We start from the raw sequence: 24691 nt of genomic DNA, 5'->3' as shown, positions 1-24691 counted from the left end.
TCAAGCCCTGCGATTGGCATGTGGTGCGGGCAAGTGCAAGCGTGCAGGCGCTCTCGCGGGGCTTTTTCCCGCGTGGATCTTGGCGCCATCGCGCCGTCATCCCTCGGGGATAGCGAATCACGGGCGCTTGACCGGCCGCCTTGCACCGTCCTATCTCGCGCCTATCTCATTGGAAGCGCGCCACGGGCCGCCGCGATGTCAACAGGATCGGAGCGACAGATGGCCACCATGTTCAGCGGGAAGGGACTTCGCCGTCAGGCGATCTTCTGGCTTGCCTTCTTCGTCCTCTTCATCGCCTTCCTGATGGTCTTCTCCTCCATCCTCCTGCCGTTCCTTGCCGGCATGGCGCTCGCCTACTTCCTCGATCCCATCGCCGACCGGCTGGAAAAATGGGGCTTGAGCCGGATGATGGCGACGATCGTCATTCTCGTCGGCTTCATCGTCGTCTTCGCCCTGTCGCTCGTGCTGATCATCCCGATCATCTTCACGCAGGCGTCGGACTTCATCACGAAGATCCCGGACTACGTGGCAAGCTTCCAGAATTTCCTCGCAAGCCCCCAGGCCGATATCCTGCCGGACTGGCTGCAGAGCCAGCTGCCGGCGATCCGCGAGAACTCGTCCCGCCTTCTCGCACAGGGCGCAAGCTTCCTCGGAACGCTGGTCCAGCAGTTGTGGAATTCCGGCGTCGCGCTGCTCGACATCATCTCGCTCTTCGTGGTGACGCCGGTCGTCGCCTTCTATCTGCTGCTCGACTGGGACCGCATGGTCGCCAAGGTCGACAGCTGGATCCCGCGTGGACAGCTGTCCACCGTGCGCCAGATCGCGACCGACATGGACAGCTCCATTGCCGGCTTCGTGCGCGGGCAGGGCTCGCTCTGCATCATCCTCGGCCTCTACTACGGTATCTTACTCACGGTCGCCGGGCTGAATTTCGGCCTGCTCATCGGCTTCTTCGCCGGCATCATCAGCTTCATTCCCTATGTCGGCTCCATGGTCGGCCTGGTGCTGGCGGTCGGTGTGGCGCTGGTGCAGTTCTGGCCGGATTACTTCTGGGTCATCGTCGTCGCCTGCATCTTCTTCTCCGGCCAGTTCCTCGAAGGCAACATTCTCCAGCCGAAGCTGGTCGGCAGCAGCGTCGGGCTGCATCCGGTCTGGCTGATGTTCGCGCTCTTGGCCTTCGGCTCGCTCTTCGGCTTCGTCGGGCTTCTCGTGGCCGTGCCGGCTGCGGCGGCTTTGGGCGTCCTCGTGCGCTTCGCGCTGGCGCGCTATCTCGAAAGCGACGTCTACCACAGCCCGCCGACCCACACGACCATCGAGGCCCAGCCGAACGTGCCGCACAGCCTGACATGACCCGTCGCGACGACCAGTTGCCGCTGCCGCTCGGACATGCGCCGCAGATCAGCCGGGACGACCTGCTCGTCTCGCCCGCGCTGGAGGCGGCGGTGGCGATCGTGGACGGCTGGCCGCAATGGCCGTCGCCGGTGGTCGTGCTCGTCGGCCCGCCGGGCTCGGGCAAGTCCCATCTGGCCGCCATCTGGGCCGGAACAAGCGGCGCCGCCGCCATCGATCTTCAGGCGGGCAGCGGCGCGCCCGACATCGCGGCGCATGGCCCGGTGGTCTTCGAGGATGCCGACCGTCGCGGCTTCGACGAGACCACGCTGTTTCACGTCATCAACAGCGTGCGACAGAACGGAACCTATCTGCTTCTCACCGCCCGCAGCCGGCCGGCCGCCTGGGGCGTGGTGCTGCCGGATCTCGCCTCGCGCCTGAAAGCGGTCACCGTCGTGGAAACGAGCGCGCCGGACGACGATCTTCTCGGCCAGGTGCTGATGAAGCTCTTTGCCGATCGCCAGCTTTTCCCCGACGAACGGCTGATCGCCTACCTCGTCGCCCGCATGGAGCGCTCGCTCGAAAGTGCCCATCGGGTGGTGGAGGAGATGGACCGGCTGGCGCTTGCGCGCCACACGCGGATCCATCGCGCTCTGGCCGCGGAAGTCCTTGAAAAAATTGGTCATGCGGGGGATATCCAAGAAATCCCTGAACAAGGCGATTGACTGTCACAGTTCCGTCGTCAAACTCGTCTAGCAGCTTTCGCAACGCGAATGAGGGAACGGGACATGGACACGACGACAGCTGCGGCAAAGACGATCACCCCGCCGGCCAACCCGAACGACAAGGGTCCGGTCGACAAGGGGATCGACCTGCTGAACAGCCCGGAGCGGTTCATCAACCGCGAGTTCTCGTGGCTGCAGTTCAATCGCCGCGTTCTCGAGGAAACGCTCAACACCGCCCATCCGCTGCTGGAGCGCGTCCGCTTCCTGTCGATCTCGGCCGCCAACCTCGATGAGTTCTTCATGGTCCGCGTCGCCGGCCTCGAGGCGCAGGTGCGCCAGAGCGTCGTCGTGCGCAGCCCCGACGGCAAGACGCCGGCCGAGCAGCTGGGCGATATCCTGAAGGAGATCAACACGCTGCAGATGGAGCAGCAGGCGTCGCTCGCCGTGCTGCAGCAGTATCTCGCCAAGGAAGACATCCTCATCGTCCGCCCCGTCTCGCTGTCGGCCGACGACCGCACATGGCTGGAGACGACGTTCGACCAGTCGATGTTCCCGGTTCTGACCCCGCTGTCGATCGATCCGGCCCATCCGTTCCCCTTCATTCCCAATCTCGGCTTCACCATGGGGCTGCAGCTCGTCAGCCGCTCGGGCCGCGACCCGATGACCGCGCTCCTGCGCCTGCCCGTCGCGCTCGACCGCTTCGTGCGCCTGCCGGACGTGCGTTCCACCATACGCTACATCACGCTGGAAGACGTGGTGGGCATGTTCATCAGCCGCCTGTTCCCCGGCTACGACGTCAAGGGCGCCGGTACGTTCCGCATCATCCGCGACAGCGACATCGAGGTCGAGGAAGAGGCGGAAGATCTCGTCCGCTTCTTCGAGACCGCGCTGAAGCGCCGCCGCCGCGGCTCGGTCATTCGCATCGAGATCGACTCGGAAATGCCGCTGGAGCTGCGTCGCTTCGTTATTTCCGAGCTTGCCGTGCCGGAAAACCGCGTGGCCGTGCTGCCGGGCCTGCTGGCGCTGAACACGCTGTCGGAAATCACCAAGGCACCACGGGAGGATCTGCGTTTCGCGCCGTATAACGCGCGATTTCCCGAACGAGTCCGAGAGCACATGGGAGACTGCTTCGCCGCCATCCGCGAAAAAGACATGGTGGTTCACCACCCCTATGAGAGCTTCGACGTCGTTGTCCAGTTCCTCCATCAGGCTGCGCGCGATCCTGACGTCCTTGCGATAAAGCAGACGCTGTACCGCACCTCCAACGACAGCCCCATCGTGCGCGCGCTGATCGATGCGGCCGACGCCGGCAAGTCGGTGACGGCGCTGGTGGAACTCAAGGCCCGCTTCGACGAGGAGGCCAATATCCGCTGGGCGCGCGACCTGGAGCGTGCCGGCGTGCAGGTCGTCTTCGGCTTCATCGAGCTGAAGACGCATGCCAAGATGTCCATGGTCGTGCGGCGCGAGGAGGGCAAGCTGCGCACCTACTGCCACCTCGGCACCGGCAACTACCACCCCGTCACCGCCAAGATCTACACCGACCTCTCCTTCTTCACCTGCTCGCCGGTGGTCGGCCATGACATGGCGAACATCTTCAATTTCATCACCGGCTACGGTGAGCCCGAGGCCGGCATGAAGCTGGCGATCTCGCCCCACACGCTGCGCCCGCGCATTCTCCGTCACATCGAGGAAGAGATCGTGCATGCCGGCGCCGGCCGTCCGGCCTCCATCTGGATGAAGATGAACTCGCTGGTCGATCCCGAGATCATCGACGCGCTGTACCGCGCGAGCCGCGCGGGCGTCGAGGTCGAGCTGATCGTGCGCGGTATCTGCTGCCTGCGTCCGCAAGTGCCGGGCCTGTCGGAAAACATCCGGGTCAAGTCGATCGTCGGCCGCTTCCTGGAGCACAGCCGGATCTTCTGTTTCGGCAACGGCCATGCTCTTCCCTCCGAGCATGCGCTTGTGTATATCGGCTCGGCGGATATGATGCCGCGCAACCTGGACCGGCGCGTGGAGACTCTTGTGCCTCTCGTCAACCGGACCGTGCACGAACAGGTCCTGTCGCAGATCATGCTGGCAAATCTTATCGATAACCAGCAGAGCTACGAAATTCTCGAGGACGGCACCTCACGACGGATCTCGGTGTCCAAGGACAGCGAGCCGTTCAACGCGCAAGTCTATTTCATGACCAACCCCAGCCTGTCCGGCCGGGGCGAGGCCCTGAAATCGAGTGCGCCCAAGGTTATCGCCGGCTGGGACAGCGACCGCAGAAAGTAAAGCTGGACCTGAATGGTAGAATCCGAAGCTCAGGGGCGCTTGCCTGGCATCGCCCCTGTTTCCGTCGTTGATATCGGCTCCAACTCGATCCGGCTCGTGATCTACGAGGGACTGAACCGCTCGCCTGCGGTTCTGTTCAACGAAAAGGTCATGTGCGGGCTCGGCAAGGGCATCGATGCCACGGGCCAGATGGATGCCGAAAGCGTCGAGCGGGCGCTGAAGGCGCTGCATCGCTTCAAGGCCCTCGCCACCCAGGCGCGCGCCTCGACCGGCTTCGTGCTGGCGACGGCGGCGGCCCGCGACGCCTCCAACGGTCCCGATTTCATCCGCCGCGCCGAGCACATTCTCGGCCAGAAGATCCGCGTTCTCTCGGGCGAGGAGGAGGCCTACTTCTCCGCGCTCGGCATCGTCAGTGGCCATCACGATCCCGACGGCGTCGTCGGCGATCTCGGCGGCGGCTCGCTGGAGCTGGTCGATGTCGTCGGCCGCACCATCGGCACGGGCATCACGCTGCCGCTCGGCGGCATTCGCCTGTCGGAGCATGCCGGCGGCTCGCTGGAGCGGGCGCGGGCCTATGTCCGCAAGACGGTGAAGAACGTCGACGTGCTGAAACGCGGTGCCGGCCGCACCTTCTACGCCGTCGGCGGCACATGGCGCTCCATCGCCAAGCTGCACATGGAACTGCGCGATTATCCGCTGCACATGATGCAGGGCTACGAGATGAGCTTCGAGGAGGCGATGAGCTTCCTGCCGGAAGTGATCGAGCCCAAGGATCTGAAGATCCCCGCTTTCGCGGCGATCTCCCGCAGCCGCCGCAATCTTCTGCCCTACGGCGCCATCGCGCTGCAGGAGACGATCTCGCTTCTGAAGCCGGCGCGGATCTCGTTTTCCGCCCTCGGCGTGCGCGAGGGATATCTGTTCTCGCTGTTGTCGGAGCAGGCGCGCAACGCCGATCCCCTGCTGACCGCCGCCTCCGAACTCGCCATCCTGCGCGCCCGGTCGCCGGAACACGCCCGTGAACTGGCGGACTGGACGGGCAGGGTGTTGCCGGCCCTCGGCATCACGGAAACCGAAGAGGAAGCCCGCTACCGGCAGGCCGCCTGCCTGCTTGCCGATATCTCCTGGCGCGCGCATCCCGACTACCGGGGCCTGCAGGCGCTGAACATCATCGCCCATTCCACCTTTTCCGGCATCACCCATGCCGGCCGCGCCTATATCGCGCTGGCCAACTACTACCGGCATGACGGCCTCAACGACAACGGCGCCACCAGCCCGCTCTCGACCATCACACCGGTCCGCATGCTCGAACAGGCCAAGGTTCTAGGCGCGCTCCTGCGCGTCGCCTATCTCTTCTCCGCCTCCATGCCCGGCATCGTGCGCAACCTCACCCTCCGCCCGTCCTCCGCTGCCAACACCGACCTCGATTTCGTGGTGCCCGCCGATTACAGCGAATTCGCCGGCGAGCGACTGGACGGCCGCTTGCAGCAACTGGCGAAACAGACGGGCAAGCGGATCGCGTTTCAGTTCGAGTGACGACAGTGAAGTCTCGCTCGACTCGCGTTCGCTTCATGTTCAACCTGGCTTTCTTCTGCGGCTTGGCACTCGGGGCCGTATCAATCATCAGGACGATTGTCGAGCAACGGCAAATCCGCACCATCGATGTCAGCGGGGCCGACATTGATGGTCTCAACATTCGGATCGATCGGACATCAGCTCATCCGCTCCTCGCGGAGTTTACGCGCACGCTTACGGTAAACGCAAAGCGACGCGCGATGGCCGTTCTGGAGATGGATAAGGATAGCGGCGGCGGGCAACGCGTCGATGTGTGCAAGACAACCGAAGGGCGCATCTTGCTTTCAGACAGGTTCGGTAATTATCTTATTCATCCTGACGGCTCGGTTCGCAGGATTGTCGATGCATATGTTGCCCAGGTATTGCCGGACGGCACCACGGAGCCGTTAGTGACGCCCGAGATGAAACCGGCATGCTTGACGAAGCTTGGTGTATTTGACCAAGGGGGTGGCCCCGGATACGATTACGGCTTCCAGCCGGAGCGGTGAGCTGGCCTCAGGCCGAAGTCCCCGCCCATTCCACAGCCTCGATCTTTCGGTCCACGAAGCGCAGCGCCACGTCGCCCTGGATCAGCTTCAGCGCGATGTCGCCGAACAGCTCGCGCCGCCAGCCTTTCAGCGCGCCGACATCGGCCTTCTCGCCTTCGGAGGCGATGCGTTCGATGTCGTCGCTGTTGGCGATGATCTTGGCGGCGACGCCCTGCTTTTCCGCCACCAGCTTCAGGAGAACCTTGAGCAGCTCGATGGCGGCGGCCGCCCCTTCGCTCGTCTGGTTCTGGCGGGGCAGGCGGGGCATGTCGGCCTTGGGCAAGGCAAGAGCCTCGTTGACCGCCTCGATGATGGCGGTACCGGCGCTGGAGCGCTCCCAGCCCTTCGGCACCGTGCGCAGCCGCGACATGGCCTCGGCATCCTTCGGCTGTTGCTGGGCGATCTCGTAGAGCGCGTCATCCTTCAGCACGCGGCCGCGCGGCACGTTGCGGGACCGGGCCTCGCGCTCGCGCCAGGCGGCGATGCGCTGCAGCACGGCCAGCTCGATCGGCTTCTTCAGGCGCATCTTCAGACGCTGCCAGGCATCGTCGGGATGCATGTCATAGGTCTCGCGCGATTCGAGAACCGCCATCTCCTCCGTCAGCCACAGCGAGCGGCCTTCGCGCTCCAGCTCGGCCTTCAGGTGATGGTAGACGTCGCGCAGATGGGTGACGTCGGCAAGCGCATAGTCGAGCTGCTTGTCGGTCAGCGGCCGGCGGCTCCAGTCGGTGAAGCGCGAGGACTTGTCGATATGCTCGCCCTTGATGCGGCTGACGAGCTGGTCGTAGGAGACGCTGTCGCCGAAGCCGCAGACCATGGCCGCGACCTGCGTATCGAAGATCGGGTGGGGGATGAGCCCGCCGAGATGGAAGATGATCTCGATGTCCTGCCGCGCGGCATGGAAGACCTTGATGATGTCGGGATTGGCCATCAGCGCGAAGAAGGGGGCGAGGTCGAGGCCCTTGGCGAGCGGATCGACGATCACCGCGATGTCGGGGCCGGCCATCTGGATCAGGCAAAGCTGCGGCCAGAACGTCGTCTCGCGGAGAAACTCCGTGTCGATCGTCAGATAAGGCGCAGTCGCCAGCGTGTCGCAGGCTGCCTGCAGCGCCGCAGTCGTATCGATAATGTCCATCGGATCTCCGGGGATGTGGAGGCGGGTTTCCTTTCTCTTCTCTTTTGATGCGGGGATGTCAACCAAGCGACATGAAAAAGCCGCGATCCGGCGTGGTGCGGACGATCGATCAGACGATTCTGAGATAGGAGGACATGCCGGTCTTCTGGTGCTCGATGATGTGGCAGTGGAGCATCCAGTCGCCGGGATTGTCGGCGACCAGCGCCAGCTCCGCCTGCTCGTCCGGCTGCAGCAGGATCGTGTCCGTCGGTGGCGGCAGCACGGTGCGCTTGTTGGAGGAGAGGACGTGGAACGTCAGCCCGTGCAGGTGGATCGGGTGGGCATGCGGCGTGCGGTTGGCGATCTCGAAGACGTAGCTTCTGCCGAGCTTCAGCTCCGCCAGCGGCGCGACCGGGTCCGGCGTATCGCCCGGCCACGGCACCTTGTTGATCGCCCAGAACGTATAGCCAAGCGAACCGCAGATACTTTCGACAGCCTTGTGCTCGGCCGTCGCCGTGACATCCAGCGGAATGCGCTCGGCGCCGGCGATCTCGGGCCGCGCGATCGGGTTCTGCGCCAGCGCGCCGGCCTCCGCCAGATCGCGTTTGAGCGAGGACCCGCGTGCGACCAGCGTCGCGATGGTCCAGGGCGAGGAGCCGCGCAGGTTGCCGAGCGTCACGGTCTGCCCCTCGCCATCCGGCATCCGCACCACGAGATCGGCGCGCTGCCCCGGGCCGAGATCGAGCGTATCGAGGGAAAGAGGCAGGGGAAGCGCATTCGAATCGAGCGCCAGGATGGACGTCGGCGCATCGATGCCGAGCGTGTAGATGCGGGTGACGTCGGTGGCCGCGATGCGCAGCCGCACCAGCCCGCCGGCCGGCGCCTCGAACTGCGGCGCGCGCTGCCAGTTGGCCGTGCGCACCGTGCCGTAGGTGCCGCCGCGGGCCGCATCCCGGGGCTTGAACGGGGCGATGAACGACCCGTCGGCGCCCAGTCGCCAGTCGCGCAGGTTCAGCACGATCTCCGCGTCGAAGACCGGGTCGGCAGGGTTTTCCACGACGATGACGCCGGTCATGCCGTGGCCCATCTGGGTCAGCGTGTTGCAATGGGGGTGATACCAGAAGGTGCCGGCATCGGGCGGGGTAAAGGCATAGTCGAAGCCGTCGCCCGGATAGACGTAAGGCTGCGTCATCTCCGGCACGCCGTCCATGGCGTTGGGAATGCGCAGCCCGTGCCAGTGCACGGTGGTCGGCTCGTCGAGCGCGTTGACCAGCCGGGCCGCGAAGGGCTGGCCCTGCCGCATCCGCAGCACCGGTGGCACGCCCGAGAGCGCCTGGGTGTCGCCAAGCCCCCACGTCATCACGCGCGTCTCCGCGCTGCCCTCGGCAATCTTCGCCGCGCTGAACTGCGCCTTCAGCGTCAGCGGCGCGGCCGTGCCCGGACGCGCGGCAAGACCGGCGCCCAGCGCGAACGAGGCGGCCGTTGCGGCACTGGCTTTGAGGAGCGTTCGGCGGGTGAGGGCGGGCATGATCCGGTCCGGGTGCATCGACAGGGCCTCTCCTTAAACTTGATCGCCCCCTTCAGCAATTGTGACGGCAATCTTTCCTGCCTGCCGCGTTGTCGCAGGGCGCCTCCGCGCGCAGGATGCGCCCATCCCGGCAGGCTCCGGCCTTGACAAATCGGACCTGCCATGCGCTTTTCCGCGCGATTTCGACGCCGCCGGGACAGCGATGGTTCTCCCGTGTGCGGCATTTTGCCAGTTCCAGGAAACACCCATGCACCGTTACCGCAGTCACACTTGCGCCGCCCTTCGCCAGACCGATGTCGGCGCGAACGTCCGTCTCTCCGGCTGGGTGCATCGTGTTCGCGACCATGGCGGCGTGCTGTTCATCGACCTGCGCGACCATTACGGTCTGACGCAGGTCGTGGTCGATCCCGACAGCCCGGCCTTCAAGGCAGCCGAGAGCGTGCGTGGCGAATGGGTCATCTGCATCGACGGCCGGGTCAAGGCGCGCACTGTCGAGACCGTCAACAAGACTATGCCGACGGGCGAGATCGAGCTTTACGCAGAAGGCATCGAGGTTCTCTCGGCTGCCAAGGAACTGCCGCTGCCGATCTTCGGCGAGCCGGACTATCCCGAGGACGTGCGCCTCAAGTACCGCTTCCTCGACCTGCGCCGCGAGACGCTTCACCGCAACATCGTCAAGCGCACGCAGATCATCGCCGACATGCGCAACCGCATGAATGCCGAAGGCTTTGCCGATTACACGACACCGATTCTCACCGCCTCCTCGCCGGAAGGCGCACGCGACTTTCTCGTGCCGTCGCGCATCCATCCCGGCACGTTCTTCGCGCTGCCGCAGGCGCCGCAGCAGTACAAGCAGCTGCTGATGGTGGCGGGCTTCGACCGTTATTTCCAGATCGCGCCCTGCTTCCGCGACGAAGACCCGCGCGCCGACCGCCTGCCGGGCGAATTCTACCAGCTCGACGTGGAAATGAGCTTTGTCGAGCAGGAAGACGTCTGGAGCACGATGGCGCCCGTCATCACAGGTGTGTTCGAAAAATTCGCCGACGGCAAGCCGGTCACCAAGGACTGGCCGCGCATTCCCTACGACGTCGCGATCCGCAAGTACGGTTCCGACAAGCCGGACCTGCGCAACCCGATCGAGATGCAGGCCGTGACCGAGCATTTCGAAGGCTCCGGCTTCAAGGTCTTCGCCAACATGATCGCCTCCAACCCGAAGGTCGAGGTCTGGGCGATTCCGGCCAAGACCGGCGGCTCCCGTGCCTTCTGCGACCGGATGAACGCCTGGGCGCAGTCCACCGGTCAGCCGGGGCTGGGCTACATCTTCTGGCGTGCCGAGGGTGAGACCATCGAGGGCTCCGGCCCGCTCGCCAAGAACATCGGCCCCGAGCGCACCGAGGCGCTGCGCGTCCAGCTCGGCCTGGAAGCGGGCGATGCCTGCTTCTTCGTCGCCGGCGACCCGGCCAAGTTCTACAAGTTCGCAGGCGAAGCCCGCACCCGCGCCGGCGAGGAGTTGAACCTCGTCGACCGCGACCGGTTTGAGCTCTGCTGGATCGTGGACTTCCCCTTCTACGAATGGAGCGAGGAAGAGAAGAAGGTCGATTTTGCGCACAACCCCTTCTCCATGCCGCAGGGCGGGCTTGAGGCGCTGGAAACGCAGGATCCGCTGACGATCAAGGCCTACCAGTACGATGCCGTCTGCAACGGCTTCGAGATCGCGTCCGGCTCCATCCGGAACCAGTCGCCGGACCTGATGGTCAAGGCCTTCGAACTGGTCGGCCTGTCCAAGCAGGACGTGGAAGACCGCTTCGGCGGCATGTACCGCGCCTTCCAGTACGGCGCCCCCCCGCACGGCGGCTGCGCCTTTGGCATCGACCGCGTGGTCATGCTCCTGGTCGGCGCCAAGAACCTGCGCGAAATTTCGCTGTTCCCGATGAACCAGCAGGCCCAGGACCTGCTGATGAACGCCCCCAGCGAGGCCACCCCGACGCAGCTGCGCGAACTCGCTCTCCGCGTCGTGCCGCAGCCGAAAAAGGATTGAGGCAGGTCCTGCAGAAATCGTCGCTCAAAACTATCTGTGGTTATCGGCTGATGGTCTGATAATATGGGAATCGACGGAGAACGCATATGAATGCCGAACTCGAAAAGCTTATCGAAAAGGCTCGGAAAATTGTTCCGACGGAAGCTCACCTGGAAGAGCAGCGCCGTAGCTTTGCTTATGGGTCGGCAAAGATCGAGAACAGCGACATCACACGTGAGATGATCGATCAGGCAGCCATGCGTCTCAGGCAGGAGGCGCATGGCAAGTGACCGTTCGAGCGAGGCGGGAAAGCCGGTTCTGGTAAGCGATCCGCAGAGGTAGCGCCGATCGAGGCCGAGAATACATTGCGACAGTTCGATGCCGCAATGGCCGAGTTGGATGCTTGGATTAAGAACTCAAAGTACAGGTTGAGACCTTCGAAGGTCATGGAGCTTAACCGGATCGCTTTGGAGCGCCTGAGTGAGTACGCCGGAACAAATCGTCCCGGCGGCATCAAGATTACCGGTAGTCATCATATTCCGCCGGATGCATCGCAGGTTCAAGCTCTCATGGAGGATCTGTGCGATTACATCAACGACAATTTCGCTGAAGCGAACGCCATTCATCTCGCAGCTTATACGCTCTGGAAGATTAACTGGATTCATCCCTTTGTCGATGGAAACGGACGCACCGCACGTGTTGTCTCTTATATCGTCATGTGTGCCAAGATCGGGTCCCGTCTCCCGGGCACCAAGACGATTCCGGATCAGATCGCAACCGACAAGAAACCTTATTATTTGGCGTTGGAGGCGGCAGATGCGGCCTTCAAAGACGGTCGCGTTGACGTCAGCGCCATTGAAGCTTTGATCGACCGGCATCTTGCCGTTCAGCTGTTGGACATTCATGAGTCCGCTGCTGGAAAAGGTGCCGTAGATCGTAGCGCTGTTCCCGACGACATTCAGGCGCATGTTCCCGTACGGCTCGACAGAAAAACGTCTGTTCGCTGGACGAGACATATCGAGACGCATCCCGTTCTCTATGGCCTTATCGGCGCAATCGTCGTGGCGGTTCTGACCGTGATTGTGCCGATATTTCTTGGCACGCCGTAGCGACCGTCCTTGAATCTCCGGTTGCCGTGTGTAACGAAGGTCCATCACCACGGACCCGGTGCAATTCCGGGTGGCTCTTCCGGCCGCCGATCCGCCGGACAACGCAACATCTCATCCTGATGCTTCTCGCCCGTTTTCCTGGGTGGGGATGAACTTTGCGGATTTTCGAACATGTCCAATCTCTCTTCGTACCTCCACGAATGGTTTTCCAACATTCGCGGCGACATTCTCTCCGGCATCGTCGTGGCGCTGGCGCTCATTCCCGAGGCGATCGGGTTCTCGGTCATTGCGGGGGTCGATCCGAAGGTGGGGCTGTTTGCCTCCTTCGCCATCGCCTGCGTCGCGGCCTTCACCGGCGGCCGGCCCGGCATGATCTCGGCGGCCACGGCTGCCACGGCCGTCGTCATGGTCAGCCTCGTGCGCGACCACGGCCTGCAATATCTCTTCGCCGCCACCATCCTCATGGGGCTTCTGCAGATTGCCGGCGGCTTCCTGAAACTCGGGCGGCTGATGCGCTTCGTCTCGCGCTCGGTCATCACCGGTTTCGTCAACGCGCTGGCGATCCTGATCTTCATGGCGCAGCTGCCGGAGCTGATCGGCGTTCCCGCTTTGACCTATGTGATGATCGCCATCGGCCTCGCCATCATCTACCTCTTTCCCTATGTGACGAAGGCGATCCCGTCGCCGCTGGTCGCCATCGCGGTGCTCACCGCCGTTGCCGTCTTCGGCGGGTTCGACCTGCGCACTGTGGGCGACCTCGGCGAACTGCCCTCCAGCCTGCCGGTCTTCGGCCTGCCGGACGTGCCGCTGACCTGGGAAACGCTGCGGATCATCTTCCCCTATTCCGTGACGCTGGCCGTGGTCGGGCTGCTCGAGTCGCTGCTGACGGCGCAGATCGTCGATGACATGACGGATACGCCGAGCAACAAGAGCCAGGAATGCGTAGGTCAGGGGGCCGGCAACATCGCCTCCGCGCTGATCGGCGGCATGGGCGGTTGCGCCATGATCGGCCAGTCGGTCATCAATGTCTCCTCCGGCGGTCGCGGCCGGCTCTCCACTTTCGTCGCCGGTGCCTTCCTGCTGTTCCTCATCCTCGTTCTCGACGATATCGTCCGCATCATCCCGATGGCCGCTCTCGTCGCGGTGATGATCATGGTCTCGATCGGCACCTTTTCCTGGCGCTCCATCCTCGACCTGCGGACCAATCCGCTGCCGTCCTCCGTCGTGATGCTGGCAACCGTCGTCACCGTGGTTGCAACGCATGACCTCGCCAAAGGCGTCCTCGTCGGCGTGCTGCTGTCGGGCGTGTTCTTTGCGGGCAAGGTGGCGAAGCTGTTTCGCGTGGTCTCGCTCGGCGATGCCGCGTCCCGGACGTACAAGGTGGAGGGCCAGGTGTTCTTCGCCTCGGCCGACAGCTTCATCGCGGCCTTCGACTTCCTCGAAAAGGCCGGTAGCGTCACGATCGACGTCTCCGCCGCGCATTTTTGGGATATTACGGCGGTCGGCGCACTCGACAAGGTGGTGCTGAAGTTCCGCCGGTCCGGTATTCCCGTGGAGGTCATCGGTCTCAACGCGGCGAGCGCCACGATGCTCGACCGCTTCGCCGTGCACGACAAGCCGGATGCACCGGCCCTGCCGCAAGCCTCGCACTGAGAGACGAAAAAGCCCGCCGGCCTCCTGTTCAAGGCGGCCGGCGGCTTTTTTTGTTTCTTCAGATGGTCAAGGCCGCGTCAGTCGTTCGCGGTCACCTTGACGCCCAGCACGCTCGGCAGCGTGTTCGGCGCGCCCATGCCGGCGCCCATGATCATCGGGAAGGGAACGGGCTTGGCCGGCTCCGCCGTGATCGTCAGGTTCTTCGGCGCATCCAGATAGGCGGTGATGGCCGCGGTCAGCTGGTTCTGCAGGTCGGGAAGGTTGAGCTGCGCGATCATGATCGGGGCGAGACCCTTGATCGACTGCGCCATCTGCTCGCCCGTCACGCCCTGTTCCGCACCGAAGTAATCGAGCAGGCGCTTGGTGATCGAGGCATCCTCGAAGCGGATCGAGGCGGAGTTGAAGTTCAGCTGCTGGATGAGACCCATGGCCGACAGGCCGAGCGCCTGGTTGGCGGCCTCCTTGTTGGGGTTGGCCTCGGCTGCCTTGAAGGCCTCCTGCAGCGAATTCAGGAGCTGGAGCGTATAGCCCGAAACGTTGAAGCCGACCGAAAGACGGCCGACATTGTCGACGTTGATCGAGTTGTCGCGCACGGCAAAGACGCCCGACGCGAGGTCCCAGCTGCCTTCCATGGTGAATTCGCCGGTCGGGTTCTGAAGACCGAGCTTGTCGATCGCCATCTTGGTCTTGGCATCCTTGACGTCCGAGAGGTCCGCCTTCACACCGCTGACGATACCGTCGAAATCGATGCCCTTGTCGCCGTCCTGGCGGGTCAGGTTGCTTTCCAACTTGTCGATGGCGAACACGGTCTTGCCGCCGATCTCGACCGTGATCGGGCCGGTTCCGGCTGACTGGTAGTAGAGCAGGTCGTCGATGCTGCCGGTCCCGGTCTTGGCGGGCACCCGCAGGCCCGAGATGGCGATGTCCTTGGCGGTCAGGCGGGCGCCGTCGGCCGTCCGGTCGATATCCGGGAACGCCACGGTCTCCACCGTATAGCCGCCATCCGAGAGCTCTTCGACGCCGTCGAAGCTGAGGTCGCCGATCTTCAACTCGTCCGTCGTCTTCACCGTGCTGCGCACGCTGGCGCCCTTCAGGACCACGCTGTCGTCGTTGACATCGACCGTCTCGTAGGCGAGCGTCGCGCCGTTGGTGGCATAGGCCGCGTTCAGCTTGGTGACGAAATCGACGCCGTCGAGCGCGAAGGCCGGCGAGGCGAGGCCGGCGAAGGCGGCGCCCGCCAGCAGGAAGCGAAGTCTTGGAAACTGCATCATCATTGGGTCCTTGCAAAGCCTGTGATATCGGGGTCGATGTCTCCAAGGCGATTTGGGCGGAAATATATGCGGCTGCCGGGAAAATGTCAGGTAAGCGCAACGCTTTATTTGGCGGGCGGCACGACCGGGCGGCGCTTTGCTGGGGATAGCGCCGGCGGGGCAACTTGATGTTCACGGTTTGTTGAGGTAGCTACGACCCATGGGACAGAGCCTTTTGCCGCCGTCGGGCGGAGACGATCATATTCAGCCCGTCGATCTCAAGGCGGCACTGGAAGAGCGCTATCTTGCCTATGCGCTTTCCACCATCATGCACCGCGCCCTGCCGGACGTTCGCGACGGCCTGAAGCCGGTGCACCGGCGCATCATTCATGCGATGAGCGAGATGGGCATTCGTCCCAACACAGCCTTCAAGAAATGCGCCCGCATCGTCGGCGACGTCATCGGTAAGTTCCATCCGCATGGCGACCAGTCGGTCTACGACGCGCTGGTGCGGCTCGCCCAGGATTTCTCGCAGCGCTATCCGCTGGTCGATGGACAAGGCAATTTCGGCAATATCGACGGCGACAACGCCGCGGCCTACCGGTACACCGAGGCGCGCATGACCGAGGTCGCGGCGCTGCTCCTGGAAGGCATCGACCAGGACGCCGTCGATTTCCGCGCGACCTATAACGAGGAGGACGAAGAGCCCGTCGTCATGCCGGGCGCGTTCCCCAACCTTCTGGCCAACGGTGCCTCCGGCATCGCCGTGGGCATGGCGACGTCGATTCCGCCGCACAATGCGCACGAGCTTTGCGATGCGGCGCTGCTCCTGATCCGCAAGCCGGATGCGACGATCGAGGAACTGGTCGAGCTTGTGCCCGGACCGGATTTCCCGACCGGCGGCATCATCATCGACAACAAGGCGAGCATCACCGAAGCCTACCGGACGGGCCGCGGCGGTTTCCGCGTGCGGGCGAAGTGGGTCGTGGAGGATCTCGGCCGCGGCGTCTGGCAGATCGTCGTCACGGAGATCCCGTATCAGGTGCAGAAGTCGCGGCTGATCGAAAAGATCGCCGAACTGCTGATCGCCCGCAAACTGCCGCTTCTCGAGGACGTGCGCGACGAGTCGGCCGAAGACGTCCGTGTCGTGCTGGTGCCGAAGAGCCGCAGCGTCGATCCCACTATCATGATGGAGTCCCTGTTCCGGCTGACGGACCTCGAAAACCGCTTTCCGCTGAACATGAACGTGCTGTCGATGGGCCGCGTGCCCCGCGTCATGTCGATCTTCGACATCCTGACCGAGTGGCTGCAGCACCGCCGCGAGGTTCTGCAGCGCCGGTCGCGCTTCCGCCTTGCCGCCATCGAGCGCCGGCTGGAGATCCTCGGCGGTTACCTGATCGCCTATCTCAACCTCGACGAGGTCATCCGCATCATCCGCGAGGAGGACGAGCCGAAGCCGGCTCTGATCAAGCGGTTTACCCTCACCGACCTTCAGGCCGAATCGATCCTCAACATGCGCCTGCGCTCGCTGCGCAAGCTGGAGGAATTCGAGATCCGCACCGAGTTCGACGGGCTGACGGCGGAGAAGGCCGAGATCGACGCGCTTCTGGCCTCCGACGAGAAGCAGTGGCAGACGGTCGCCTGGGAAATCGGCGAGGTGAAGAAGAAATTCGCCAAGGCGACCGAACTCGGCCGCCGCCGCACGGTGTTTGCCGACGCACCGGACACGGACGACGAGGCGATCCAGCAGGCGATGATCGAGAAGGAGCCGATCACGGTCGTTCTCTCGCAAAAGGGCTGGATCCGCGCGCTGAAAGGGCACATTTCCGACACGGCGACGCTGCAGTTCAAGGAGGGCGATGCGCTGAAATTCGCCTTCCCGGCATCCACCACCGATCGCATCCTGATCGTCACCACCGGCGGCAAGGCCTATACGCTTGGCGGCGACAAACTGCCCGGCGGGCGCGGCCACGGCGAGCCGCTGCGCATCATGGTCGACATGGAAAACGACCAGGACGTGCTGACCGCCTTCGTACACGATCCTGCCCGCAAGGTTCTGATCGCCTCCGCCGCCGGCAACGGCTTCGTGATTTCCGAAAGCGAGATGGTCGCCAACACCCGCAAGGGCAAGCAGATCATGAACGTCGCCATGCCGGACGAGGCCAAGATGGTCGTGACGGTCAAGGGCGATCAGGTCGCCATCATCGGCGAAAACCGCAAGCTTCTCGTCTTCCCGCTGGCGCAGATCCCGGAAATGACCCGCGGCAAGGGCGTCCGCCTGCAGCGCTACAAGGACGGCGGCGTCTCCGACATCCGCTGCTTCACGCTGGCCGATGGCCTGACCTGGAGCGACAGCGCCGGCCGCAGTTTCACCAAGACCGCCGCCGAACTCACTGAGTGGATCGCCGACCGCGGCACCGCCGGCCGTGTCGTGCCGAAGGGCTTTCCGCGAAGCGGGAAATTCGGGGGGTGAGGGGTATTGCGGGGTTTGGGCGTTCCGTCTGGTAACAGGTCAGACGGGCAGGCGCTCGCAATAGTCCTGTAGGAAATTTGCGATCCCGTCTTCCACGATTTCTCCTGAAGCAATGCCAAGGACGAACGCGACGGCCATTGCCTCTTCGGTGTTCAAAAGCCAGCCGTTGATGAACAGGAATGTGAAGGCGGCCAGGAAGCCGGTTCTCTTGTTGCCGTCCGAAAAGGGATGGTTTCGCGTGATCCCGTAGAGGTATGCTGCAGCAAGGACGAAAACGTCATCCTCGCCGTAGGCATGCTTGTGCAGCGGACGCGCCAGCGCAGCTTCCAGCACGTTCTCGTCCTTCAAGCCGGGCAGCCCGCCATGTTCCGCGAGTTGCTCGTCGTGAATGGCCTCGATACCCTCGCGCGAGAGCCAGGTGTACCCTGTCACTTTGCCAGTTCTCTCAGCGCGTTCTTATACTTCTCCATGCCGATCCGGGCAGCCTTCAGCTGCTCGGAAAAGGATGCCGTTTCCGGAATCAGTTCCAGTTTGTTATCCGTCATGCGCACCGTCAGCGTGTCCCCCGCCTTCACGCCCATGCGATCCAGCACGTCTTTCGGCAGAATGACGCCTTCGGAATTTCCGATCTTGCGGATGGTGACGTTCATGATGGCTCTCCTGTTATAACCGATGTTATAACAAAAAGGAGCCCCATCTACAAGACGCTTGGGATGGCGGCTTGTCGACTGCCTGTGAGAGGCGGGATCACCCCGCCGCATCCGCGCCGTCCGGCCCGGAATACCGCTCCCAGCCCCGCGCCATCAGATGCTCCTGCGGCAGGAACTTCGTCTTGTAGTCCATCTTGCGCGAGCCCTTGACCCAATAGCCGAGATAGACGTGCGGCAGGCCGCGATCCTGTGCCTTGCGGATGTGATCGAGGATCATGAAGGTGCCGAGCGAGCGGTCGGAAAAGGCGGGGTCGAAATAGGAATAGACCATCGACAGGCCGTCGCCCATCTTGTCGGTCAGCGCCGCGCCGATCAGCGGGCCGTTGGCCCGGCCGGCGATGCCGTCGCCCTCGACGCGCAGGCGGTATTCGATGATCTTTGTGTTCACATGCGTGTCCTCGACCATCATCGCATAGTCGAGCACCGACATGTCGGACATGCCGCCCTTCTGGTGGCGGTGGTCGAGATAGCGGCGGAAGAGGGCGTATTGCTCGCTGGACGGCTCCGCCGGGTATTCGGTGGACACGACATCCGTGTTCTCGGCGAGCACCCGCTTCATGGAACGCGTCGGCTTGAATTCGCCTGCGACGATCCGCACGGACACGCAGGCCCGGCAGCTCTCGCAGGCGGGGCGGTAGGCGATGTTCTGTGATCGGCGAAACCCGCCCTGGGTCAGGAGGTCGTTGAGTTCGGGCGCCCGCTCGCCCACCATATGGGTGAACACCTTCCGCTCCATCTCATGCGGCAGATAGGGGCAAGCCGCCGGTGCCGTGAGGTAGAACTGTGGAGACGGGGCGGTATGGGTGTTCATGTTCATCTGGGGCGGCGATCACACTTCATGACCATAGGATCTTGCTACAGCACTGTGCGTCACAGACGGCGCACTCAGGTTCGCTGCAGCTCTTGTATACCTGCTGCATCATCTCATCCTGAAATCGACTCCGATTTGCGGGATTATCCAGCAGCATGGCTCAAGAATGAAAAAGGTCAACCGGCCGTTAACACGACCGGTCGAAAACACGTCGGATTGATGAGGCAGTGTGTCCGCGCAGGCGCTACGCGCGCAGCAGGTAGCTATCGCGGCGCACCGTTACCGTGCCGATGAGGAAATCGTGCAGCAGACGGCCCCGATCCGTGAAAAGGCCGATGAGCACGATGAACGGGGTGAGGAAGGCATTCGCGATCCAGAAGATCACGAGATGCACGATCGCCGTCATGAAGTCCATCGGCCGCCCGTCTGTCCGCGCGATCGCGAGCCCCATCATGGCCATGCCCGGCGAGGCCTGCGACCGCCCGCCGACCGTGACGCCGAAATAGAGCATCGCGACGATGGCAAAGAGCGCGGGATACAGCAGGAAGCCGAAGCCGAGCGTGAGGATGCCGAGAAAGAACACGACCACGGCCGCGGGAATCCAGAGAAGCGCGACGAAAAGATAATCGACGCAGAACGCGATAACCCGACGGCTGAGAACGCCGCGATAGGCGCGCCAGTCGGTACTGGGAAAGCGAACGTCATCTTGGCTTACGGTCATTTATCTGGGTCTCCAATCGTCAATACGCATATTGGAATGAAGCGGGATGGATTCAAGCGGCCGCCTCTCCGCGTCCTCAACCTTTCCGGGCGAGAAGCCGCGCCACGTCCAGCGCGAAATAGCTGAGGATGCCGTCGCAGCCGGCGCGTTTGAAGGCCAGCAGGGTTTCCATCATCACGCGTTCCTCGTCGATCCAGCCTTGCGCGCCGGCCGCCTTGATCATCGAATATTCGCCCGAGACCTGATAGGCGAAGACGGGCAGGCCGAAGGCGTCCTTCATGCGCCAGCAGATGTCGAGATAGGGCAGGCCGGGCTTGACCATCATCATGTCGGCGCCTTCCTCGACGTCGAGGGCGGCGTCACGCAGGGCTTCGGTCGCGTTGGCGGGGTCGATGTAATAGGTCTTCTTGTCGCCCTTCAGCAGCCCGCTGGTGCCGATGGCCTCGCGGTAGGGGCCGTAGAAGGCCGAGGCGAACTTGGTGGCATAGGCCATGATGCCGACGCTCTGGTGGCCGGCCGCATCCAGCGCCTGACGAATGACGCCGATGCGGCCGTCCATCATGTCGGACGGCGCGATGATATCGGCACCGGCATCCGCCTGCGCCACGGCGGCGCGGGCGATCTGGGACACGGTCTCGTCGTTGACGATCTCGCCATCGCGCAGGATGCCGTCATGGCCGTGGCTGGTGAAGGGATCGAGCGCGACGTCGGTGATGATGCCGATGCCCGGCACCGCCGTCTTGATGGCGCGGGTCGCCCGGTTGATGAGGTTGTCGGCGTCCAGACTGTGCGAGCCGGTGTCATCCCGCAGCGCCATATCAACGTTCGGGAAGGTGGCGAGCGCGGGAATGCCGACATCGGCCGCCTCGCGCGCGGCTTCCACCGCCTTGTCGACGCTGAGGCGCATGACGCCGGGCATGGCGGCGATCGGCTCGACCACGTTCGTGCCGGGCACGAGGAAGATCGGCCAGATCAGGTCGTCCACCGTCAGCTGGGTCTCGCGCACCATCCGCCGCGTCCAGTCCGCCTTGCGGTTGCGGCGCATGCGGCGGTGTCCGGTGATGAGGTCCACGATGTCGGTCTTGTCGGTCATCTCTCGTCTTTCCATGGCTTGAGCCGGAAGCAGGGCGGGGGAAGCCCATCGGCAATGAGCGCGCGTGCCGTGGGCGGTTCGCTCCGCCGCGGTCGCAAGGCTCTCGGGAGTTGCCACCTTTTATCATGGCTCGCAGAGGAGGCAAAATCGCCGTGGTGCGGCGTGTCGTCCCACGAGCGCCCGATCGACGCGCCGATAACCACGCGCGCGAAAGCGCCGTGGAGATGAGGGCAGTTCGGACGAGGCGCTGGAAGCTGCCGCGTTGGTTAGTGAAGTGGAAGATGACATCTTCCAGCGCCTCGTTCGGTGGTTTTTCCCGCAGCCCAACTGTCTTGAAGAAGATTCCATCGGCTCTCCCCGATGGCGCGTCCGGCAGTCACGGCGCGGCTTGCCGCCGCCTTGCCAGGTTTCACAGGACGACCGCGGTTTCAACGGTCGCCGCCTCTTCTATGACATCGCCACGCCGAGATCCTGTCGAGGTCCACGACGGACAGCCCTTTCGCGAGCCCGGGAATAAGGACCTGCGTAAAATCCTTAACCCCGGCACCGGCCCCACCTCGCCGGAACGCCTTCCGGTGCATCCGATAACGGGACGAGGCAAGTATGATGGAGGAAAAGCGGGCGGGGAAAAGAAGGATCAACTTTTTTGACAGGCGGTCCGCAATGCCTTTCCGCCGGGTACAGGAACATTCCATTCCTGCTGCTCCAGCTTCCGTAATTTCCCCGGTCTGGCGGTTGCCACCATCCGCCCTTATGGTCGCCCTTATGTCCGATGATTCTGTCCATGTTCCCAAGGTCTCGCTGACGGAGACGCTGTTCGGCGTCTTCCTGCGGCTGGTGGCGATTTCGTGCTTCTGGTTCGGCCTGAACTACTGGGCGCTGCTGATCGGCTATTCGTTCAATGGGTCCGGCCGGTTCGATCTTCTGACGGTGCCGTGGCGCGTTGCGGCGGCCACGCTGGCGGTGGCCTATCCCGTGGCGGCGCTGGGCCTGTGGCTTCTGGTGTCCTGGGGACCCGTCATCTGGGTGGTGGCGGCGGCGACCGAAATCGTCATGTTTGGCTTCTATCCCGACCTCTTCGGCACCAAGCCGCTGATCCTTGTCCTGCATGGCGGAGCGGCCCTGATCTTCGTCGCTTTCCGCGGCGTCATCCTCTATCAGCGCATGCGCCAGGGGCGTGTTGCAAGATTTGATTCACCCTGACACAGGTGCCGCCAATCGTAAGCTCATGTTAAGGCTGCGGTTTAAGTAGAATTTTATACGTATTCGATAGTGTCTCCTCAAGGCGGGAAAACATAACCACCGCCACCAAAACAGAGAGAGACCGTCATCATGAACACCAAGCTCAAGGCACAGGCTTCCTCCCATAGCGCGGGCAACACCGTTGCTCACAAAGACCCGCAGGAAGATGCGATCCGCTCCCTGTACATGGAATCGCTGCATCTCGTCGAGCGCCTGCACCGCCGCCTGCTCGACGTCATCAAGGACGAATTCGACCGGCAGGGCCGCAGCGACGTCAACGCCGTCCAGGCGCTTCTCCTCTTCAACATCGGCAATTCGGAACTGACCGCCGGCGAGCTGCGCTCGCGGGGCTACTACCTCGGCTCCAACGTCTCCTACAATGTCAAGAAGCTCGTCGATCTCGGCTTCATCAACCACCAGCGCTCGCGCATCGACCGTCGCTCGGTCCGCATCAGCCTGACGGAAGACGGTCAGGGCATCGCCGAAACGGTCGCCAAGCTCTATGAGCGCCACATCGGCTCGATCCACAAGGTCGGCGGTATCGGCACCGACGAATTCAGCCAGATGAACAAGCTTCTCCAGCGCCTCGACCGCTTCTGGAACGACTCGATCGCCTATCGCATGTAAGACGCGACGGGGACGATCCTCTGAGAAGGCCGGGCGCGGGATGGCGTCCGGCCTTTCGCGTTGCCGGCAACAGCGATCGCCGGCGACCGCAGCCGCAACGTGCAGCGTCACGATGTTGTCAACGGTCGTGATGCGCACTTGAGCACGCCGTTCCGCGATGGCGCCGCGGACACGATCCCGCCCGGAAACGGGGCCGATGCGGCTGTTGCAGGAAGGACGCAGTGCCTTGTCTCCCGGTGCTTGCGCGCGCTTTCCCACTGGTTGTGTGACACCGTTTGGCCATATTGGTATGGGACGTAAAATGTTGAAAAACCGGCCCGGAATCGAGGGTCGGTCAAGCGGTTTTCGGCGCGGGTGCGCCCGCAGTCGCGGGGTCTTTGAGGCTCCTCCGTCCGTCGAGGCGCCTCTCCCGCTCCGGGCAGGTTTGCCTTTGTTAACCGTAATCGTGATAGCGCTGAGGGCGGAATTTGCCCTGCAGCATCTGATGGTAGGGATCATGTCGAAGAAAAACGGAATCGATGCTCATAGCCGCCGCGCCTTCCTGCGCTCCGCCGCCACGCTCGGCGCGGCAGCCTGGGCCGGTGGTGCGTTCGCGCAGGACGCCTTGGTGGATATCATCAACGCACCGCGCCGCGGCGTGTGGGACGATCAGTTCGACGCGCAGGCGTCGCGCACAGCGCTCGCTGTCTCGTCGAACACCCCGATCTTCAGCATGGAAACCATCTACAACACGCAGACGGCGATCGGCCAGTATCAGCGGATCGTGTCGGCCGGCGGATGGCCGGAGGTCAACCCGTCGCAGCGTCTGGAACTGGGTGTTTCCGACCCGTCGGTGCGGGCGCTGCGCCAGCACCTGATCGCCGCCGGCGATCTCGATCCGTCGTCGGGCATGTCCGACAGTTTCGACAGCTATGTCGATGGCGCGGTCAAGCGCTTCCAGGCCCGCCACGGCCTGCCGCCGGATGGCGTTCTCGGCGAATACTCGCTGAAGGCGCTGAACATTTCGGCCAATGTGCGCCTGCAGCAGCTGAACACCAATCTCGTACGCCTGCAGTCCATGTCGGGCGATCTCGGCATGCGCCACGTCGTGGTCAACATTCCCGCGGCCTATATCGAGGCGGTGGAGAACGGCCGCGTCGTGCAGCGGCATACGGCCATCGTCGGCCGCCTGTCGCGCCCCACGCACATCATCAATTCGAAGATCTACGAGGTCATCCTCAACCCGTACTGGACGGCGCCGCGCTCGATCGTCGAAAAAGACATCGTGCCCCTGATGCGCAAGGACCCGGAATATCTGAAGAAGAACGCCATCCGGCTGATCGACGGGCAGGGCAACGAGGTTTCGCCCGAAACGATCGACTGGAACGCCGAAAAGGCCCCGAACCTGACGTTCCGCCAGGACCCGGGCAAGATCAACGCCATGGCCTCGACGAAGATCAACTTCCACAATCCCAACAACGAATACATGCACGACACCCCGTCTCAGGGCCTGTTCAACAAGCTTGCCCGTTTCGAAAGCTCGGGCTGCGTGCGCGTGCAGAACGTGCGCGACCTCACGACCTGGCTTCTGAAGGACACGCCCGGCTGGTCCCGCCAGCAGATCGAGGCGACCATCCGCTCGGGCCAGAACAACCCGATCAAGCTTGCGGTCGAAGTGCCCGTCTACTTCAAGTACATCACCGCCTGGGCTGCCAAGGACGGCGTCGTCCAGTTCCGCGACGACATCTACCAGATGGACGGCGAACAGGAACTGGCGCTCCAGACGACCGCCGGCATCGAGCCGGTCACCGGCGGCCTGGACGGCGGCATCGCCCAGTAGAGTTTGATGATGTGATGATTTCGACGGCCGCGCTTCTTGGGAGCGCGGCCGTTTTGTTTGCGGGTGGCGCTGTCGCTTAATTATGCGCTCGCTC

The 24691-nt window shown here is 63.5% G+C and carries 21 protein-coding genes and 1 other annotated feature; of the genes, 13 read left to right on the top strand and 8 right to left on the bottom strand.

Annotated elements, in window-relative coordinates; genetic code table 11:
- Nucleotides 1-219 precede the first annotated feature (219 nt).
- The 5 genes from LRX75_RS07650 to LRX75_RS07630 all read left to right on the top strand — a co-directional run bounded on the left by LRX75_RS07650 (nt 220) and on the right by LRX75_RS07630 (nt 6391).
- On the top strand, nt 220-1350 hold the full coding sequence (locus LRX75_RS07650) for an AI-2E family transporter (RefSeq protein WP_231813224.1): 1131 nt from the start codon (nt 220-222) through the stop codon (nt 1348-1350).
- Entirely contained in the window at nt 1347-2054 is a 708-nt protein-coding gene (gene hdaA, locus LRX75_RS07645) for a DnaA regulatory inactivator HdaA (protein ID WP_231813222.1), read from the top strand. Before LRX75_RS07650 ends, hdaA begins: the two co-directional genes overlap by 4 nt.
- 93 nt (nt 2055-2147) lie before the next feature.
- A complete protein-coding gene (locus LRX75_RS07640; protein ID WP_338110290.1) occupies nt 2148-4331 on the top strand; it encodes an RNA degradosome polyphosphate kinase in 2184 nt (727 codons plus the stop codon).
- Nucleotides 4332-4343: 12 nt separating this feature from the next.
- Entirely contained in the window at nt 4344-5864 is a 1521-nt protein-coding gene (ppx, locus tag LRX75_RS07635; protein WP_231813218.1) for an exopolyphosphatase, read from the top strand.
- A 35-nt stretch (nt 5865-5899) separates the two neighbouring features.
- Entirely contained in the window at nt 5900-6391 is a 492-nt protein-coding gene (locus tag LRX75_RS07630; protein ID WP_231813216.1) for a hypothetical protein, read from the top strand.
- A gap of 7 nt (nt 6392-6398) precedes the next feature.
- Here the strand turns inward: LRX75_RS07630 and rnd are convergent, their stop codons facing one another.
- Nucleotides 6399-7559, bottom strand: coding sequence for a ribonuclease D (gene rnd, locus LRX75_RS07625; protein WP_231813458.1), 1161 nt, complete (start codon nt 7557-7559; stop codon nt 6399-6401).
- 115 nt (nt 7560-7674) lie between these two features.
- Nucleotides 7675-9072 (bottom strand): multicopper oxidase family protein, encoded by a 1398-nt coding sequence (locus LRX75_RS07620; protein ID WP_231813214.1) that lies wholly within the window; start codon nt 9070-9072, stop codon nt 7675-7677.
- Between the two features lie 247 nt (nt 9073-9319).
- Here LRX75_RS07620 and aspS point away from each other — a divergent pair, with 247 nt between their 5' ends.
- The 4 genes from aspS to LRX75_RS07600 all read left to right on the top strand — a co-directional run bounded on the left by aspS (nt 9320) and on the right by LRX75_RS07600 (nt 13851).
- Nucleotides 9320-11110, top strand: coding sequence for an aspartate--tRNA ligase (gene aspS / locus LRX75_RS07615; RefSeq protein WP_231813212.1), 1791 nt, complete (start codon nt 9320-9322; stop codon nt 11108-11110).
- A gap of 86 nt (nt 11111-11196) precedes the next feature.
- Complete coding sequence (locus LRX75_RS07610) at nt 11197-11379, top strand: hypothetical protein (protein WP_231813210.1); 183 nt, start codon at nt 11197-11199, stop codon at nt 11377-11379.
- A 75-nt stretch (nt 11380-11454) separates the two neighbouring features.
- The gene (locus LRX75_RS07605; protein WP_338110283.1) at nt 11455-12198 is read left to right on the top strand and encodes a Fic family protein; all 744 of its coding nucleotides are present in this window, start codon (nt 11455-11457) and stop codon (nt 12196-12198) included.
- 48 nt (nt 12199-12246) lie between these two features.
- Nucleotides 12247-12302, top strand: a sequence feature (sul1 is cis-regulatory element that is thought to sense ions involved in sulfur or methionine metabolism; They are found in Alphaproteobacteria).
- 67 nt (nt 12303-12369) lie between these two features.
- Entirely contained in the window at nt 12370-13851 is a 1482-nt protein-coding gene (locus LRX75_RS07600; RefSeq protein WP_231813208.1) for a SulP family inorganic anion transporter, read from the top strand.
- Nucleotides 13852-13928: 77 nt separating this feature from the next.
- On the opposite strand, the gene LRX75_RS07595 is transcribed toward LRX75_RS07600, so the two are convergent.
- Complete coding sequence (locus tag LRX75_RS07595; RefSeq protein WP_231813206.1) at nt 13929-15122, bottom strand: hypothetical protein; 1194 nt, start codon at nt 15120-15122, stop codon at nt 13929-13931.
- A gap of 199 nt (nt 15123-15321) precedes the next feature.
- On the opposite strand from LRX75_RS07595, the gene parC reads away from it, so the two are divergent.
- Entirely contained in the window at nt 15322-17574 is a 2253-nt protein-coding gene (gene parC / locus LRX75_RS07590; RefSeq protein ID WP_231813204.1) for a DNA topoisomerase IV subunit A, read from the top strand.
- A gap of 39 nt (nt 17575-17613) precedes the next feature.
- Here the strand turns inward: parC and LRX75_RS07585 are convergent, their stop codons facing one another.
- From LRX75_RS07585 to hemB, 5 genes are all read right to left on the bottom strand, one after another.
- On the bottom strand, nt 17614-18006 hold the full coding sequence (locus tag LRX75_RS07585; RefSeq protein ID WP_231813202.1) for a type II toxin-antitoxin system death-on-curing family toxin: 393 nt from the start codon (nt 18004-18006) through the stop codon (nt 17614-17616).
- Nucleotides 18003-18224, bottom strand: coding sequence for an AbrB/MazE/SpoVT family DNA-binding domain-containing protein (locus LRX75_RS07580; protein ID WP_092933154.1), 222 nt, complete (start codon nt 18222-18224; stop codon nt 18003-18005). Before LRX75_RS07580 ends, LRX75_RS07585 begins: the two co-directional genes overlap by 4 nt.
- Before the next feature lie 97 nt (nt 18225-18321).
- Nucleotides 18322-19095: an arginyltransferase gene (locus LRX75_RS07575; RefSeq protein WP_231813200.1), complete on the bottom strand. Its 774-nt coding sequence runs from the start codon at nt 19093-19095 to the stop codon at nt 18322-18324.
- A 244-nt stretch (nt 19096-19339) separates the two neighbouring features.
- Nucleotides 19340-19816, bottom strand: a complete 477-nt coding sequence (locus tag LRX75_RS07570) for an RDD family protein (RefSeq protein ID WP_231813198.1) — start codon at nt 19814-19816, stop codon at nt 19340-19342.
- Between the two features lie 76 nt (nt 19817-19892).
- Complete coding sequence (hemB, locus tag LRX75_RS07565; RefSeq protein ID WP_231813196.1) at nt 19893-20909, bottom strand: porphobilinogen synthase; 1017 nt, start codon at nt 20907-20909, stop codon at nt 19893-19895.
- Between the two features lie 765 nt (nt 20910-21674).
- Between hemB and LRX75_RS07560 the strand changes: the two genes are divergently transcribed.
- The 3 genes from LRX75_RS07560 (at nt 21675) to LRX75_RS07550 (ending at nt 24597) form a co-directional block, all read left to right on the top strand.
- On the top strand, nt 21675-22112 hold the full coding sequence (locus LRX75_RS07560; protein WP_231813194.1) for a DUF6163 family protein: 438 nt from the start codon (nt 21675-21677) through the stop codon (nt 22110-22112).
- A gap of 129 nt (nt 22113-22241) precedes the next feature.
- Complete coding sequence (gene ldtR, locus LRX75_RS07555; protein WP_113150350.1) at nt 22242-22778, top strand: transcriptional regulator LdtR; 537 nt, start codon at nt 22242-22244, stop codon at nt 22776-22778.
- Nucleotides 22779-23274: 496 nt separating this feature from the next.
- Nucleotides 23275-24597, top strand: coding sequence for a L,D-transpeptidase family protein (locus tag LRX75_RS07550; protein ID WP_231813192.1), 1323 nt, complete (start codon nt 23275-23277; stop codon nt 24595-24597).
- Nucleotides 24598-24691 lie beyond the last annotated feature (94 nt).

It is taken from the genome of Rhizobium quercicola, from assembly GCF_021168455.1.
In the GTDB taxonomy this organism is placed as follows: Bacteria; Pseudomonadota; Alphaproteobacteria; order Rhizobiales; family Rhizobiaceae; genus Ferranicluibacter; species Ferranicluibacter quercicola.
Note: the sequence above shows the minus strand (reverse complement) of the source record. Positions and strands in the feature narration are given on the sequence as shown.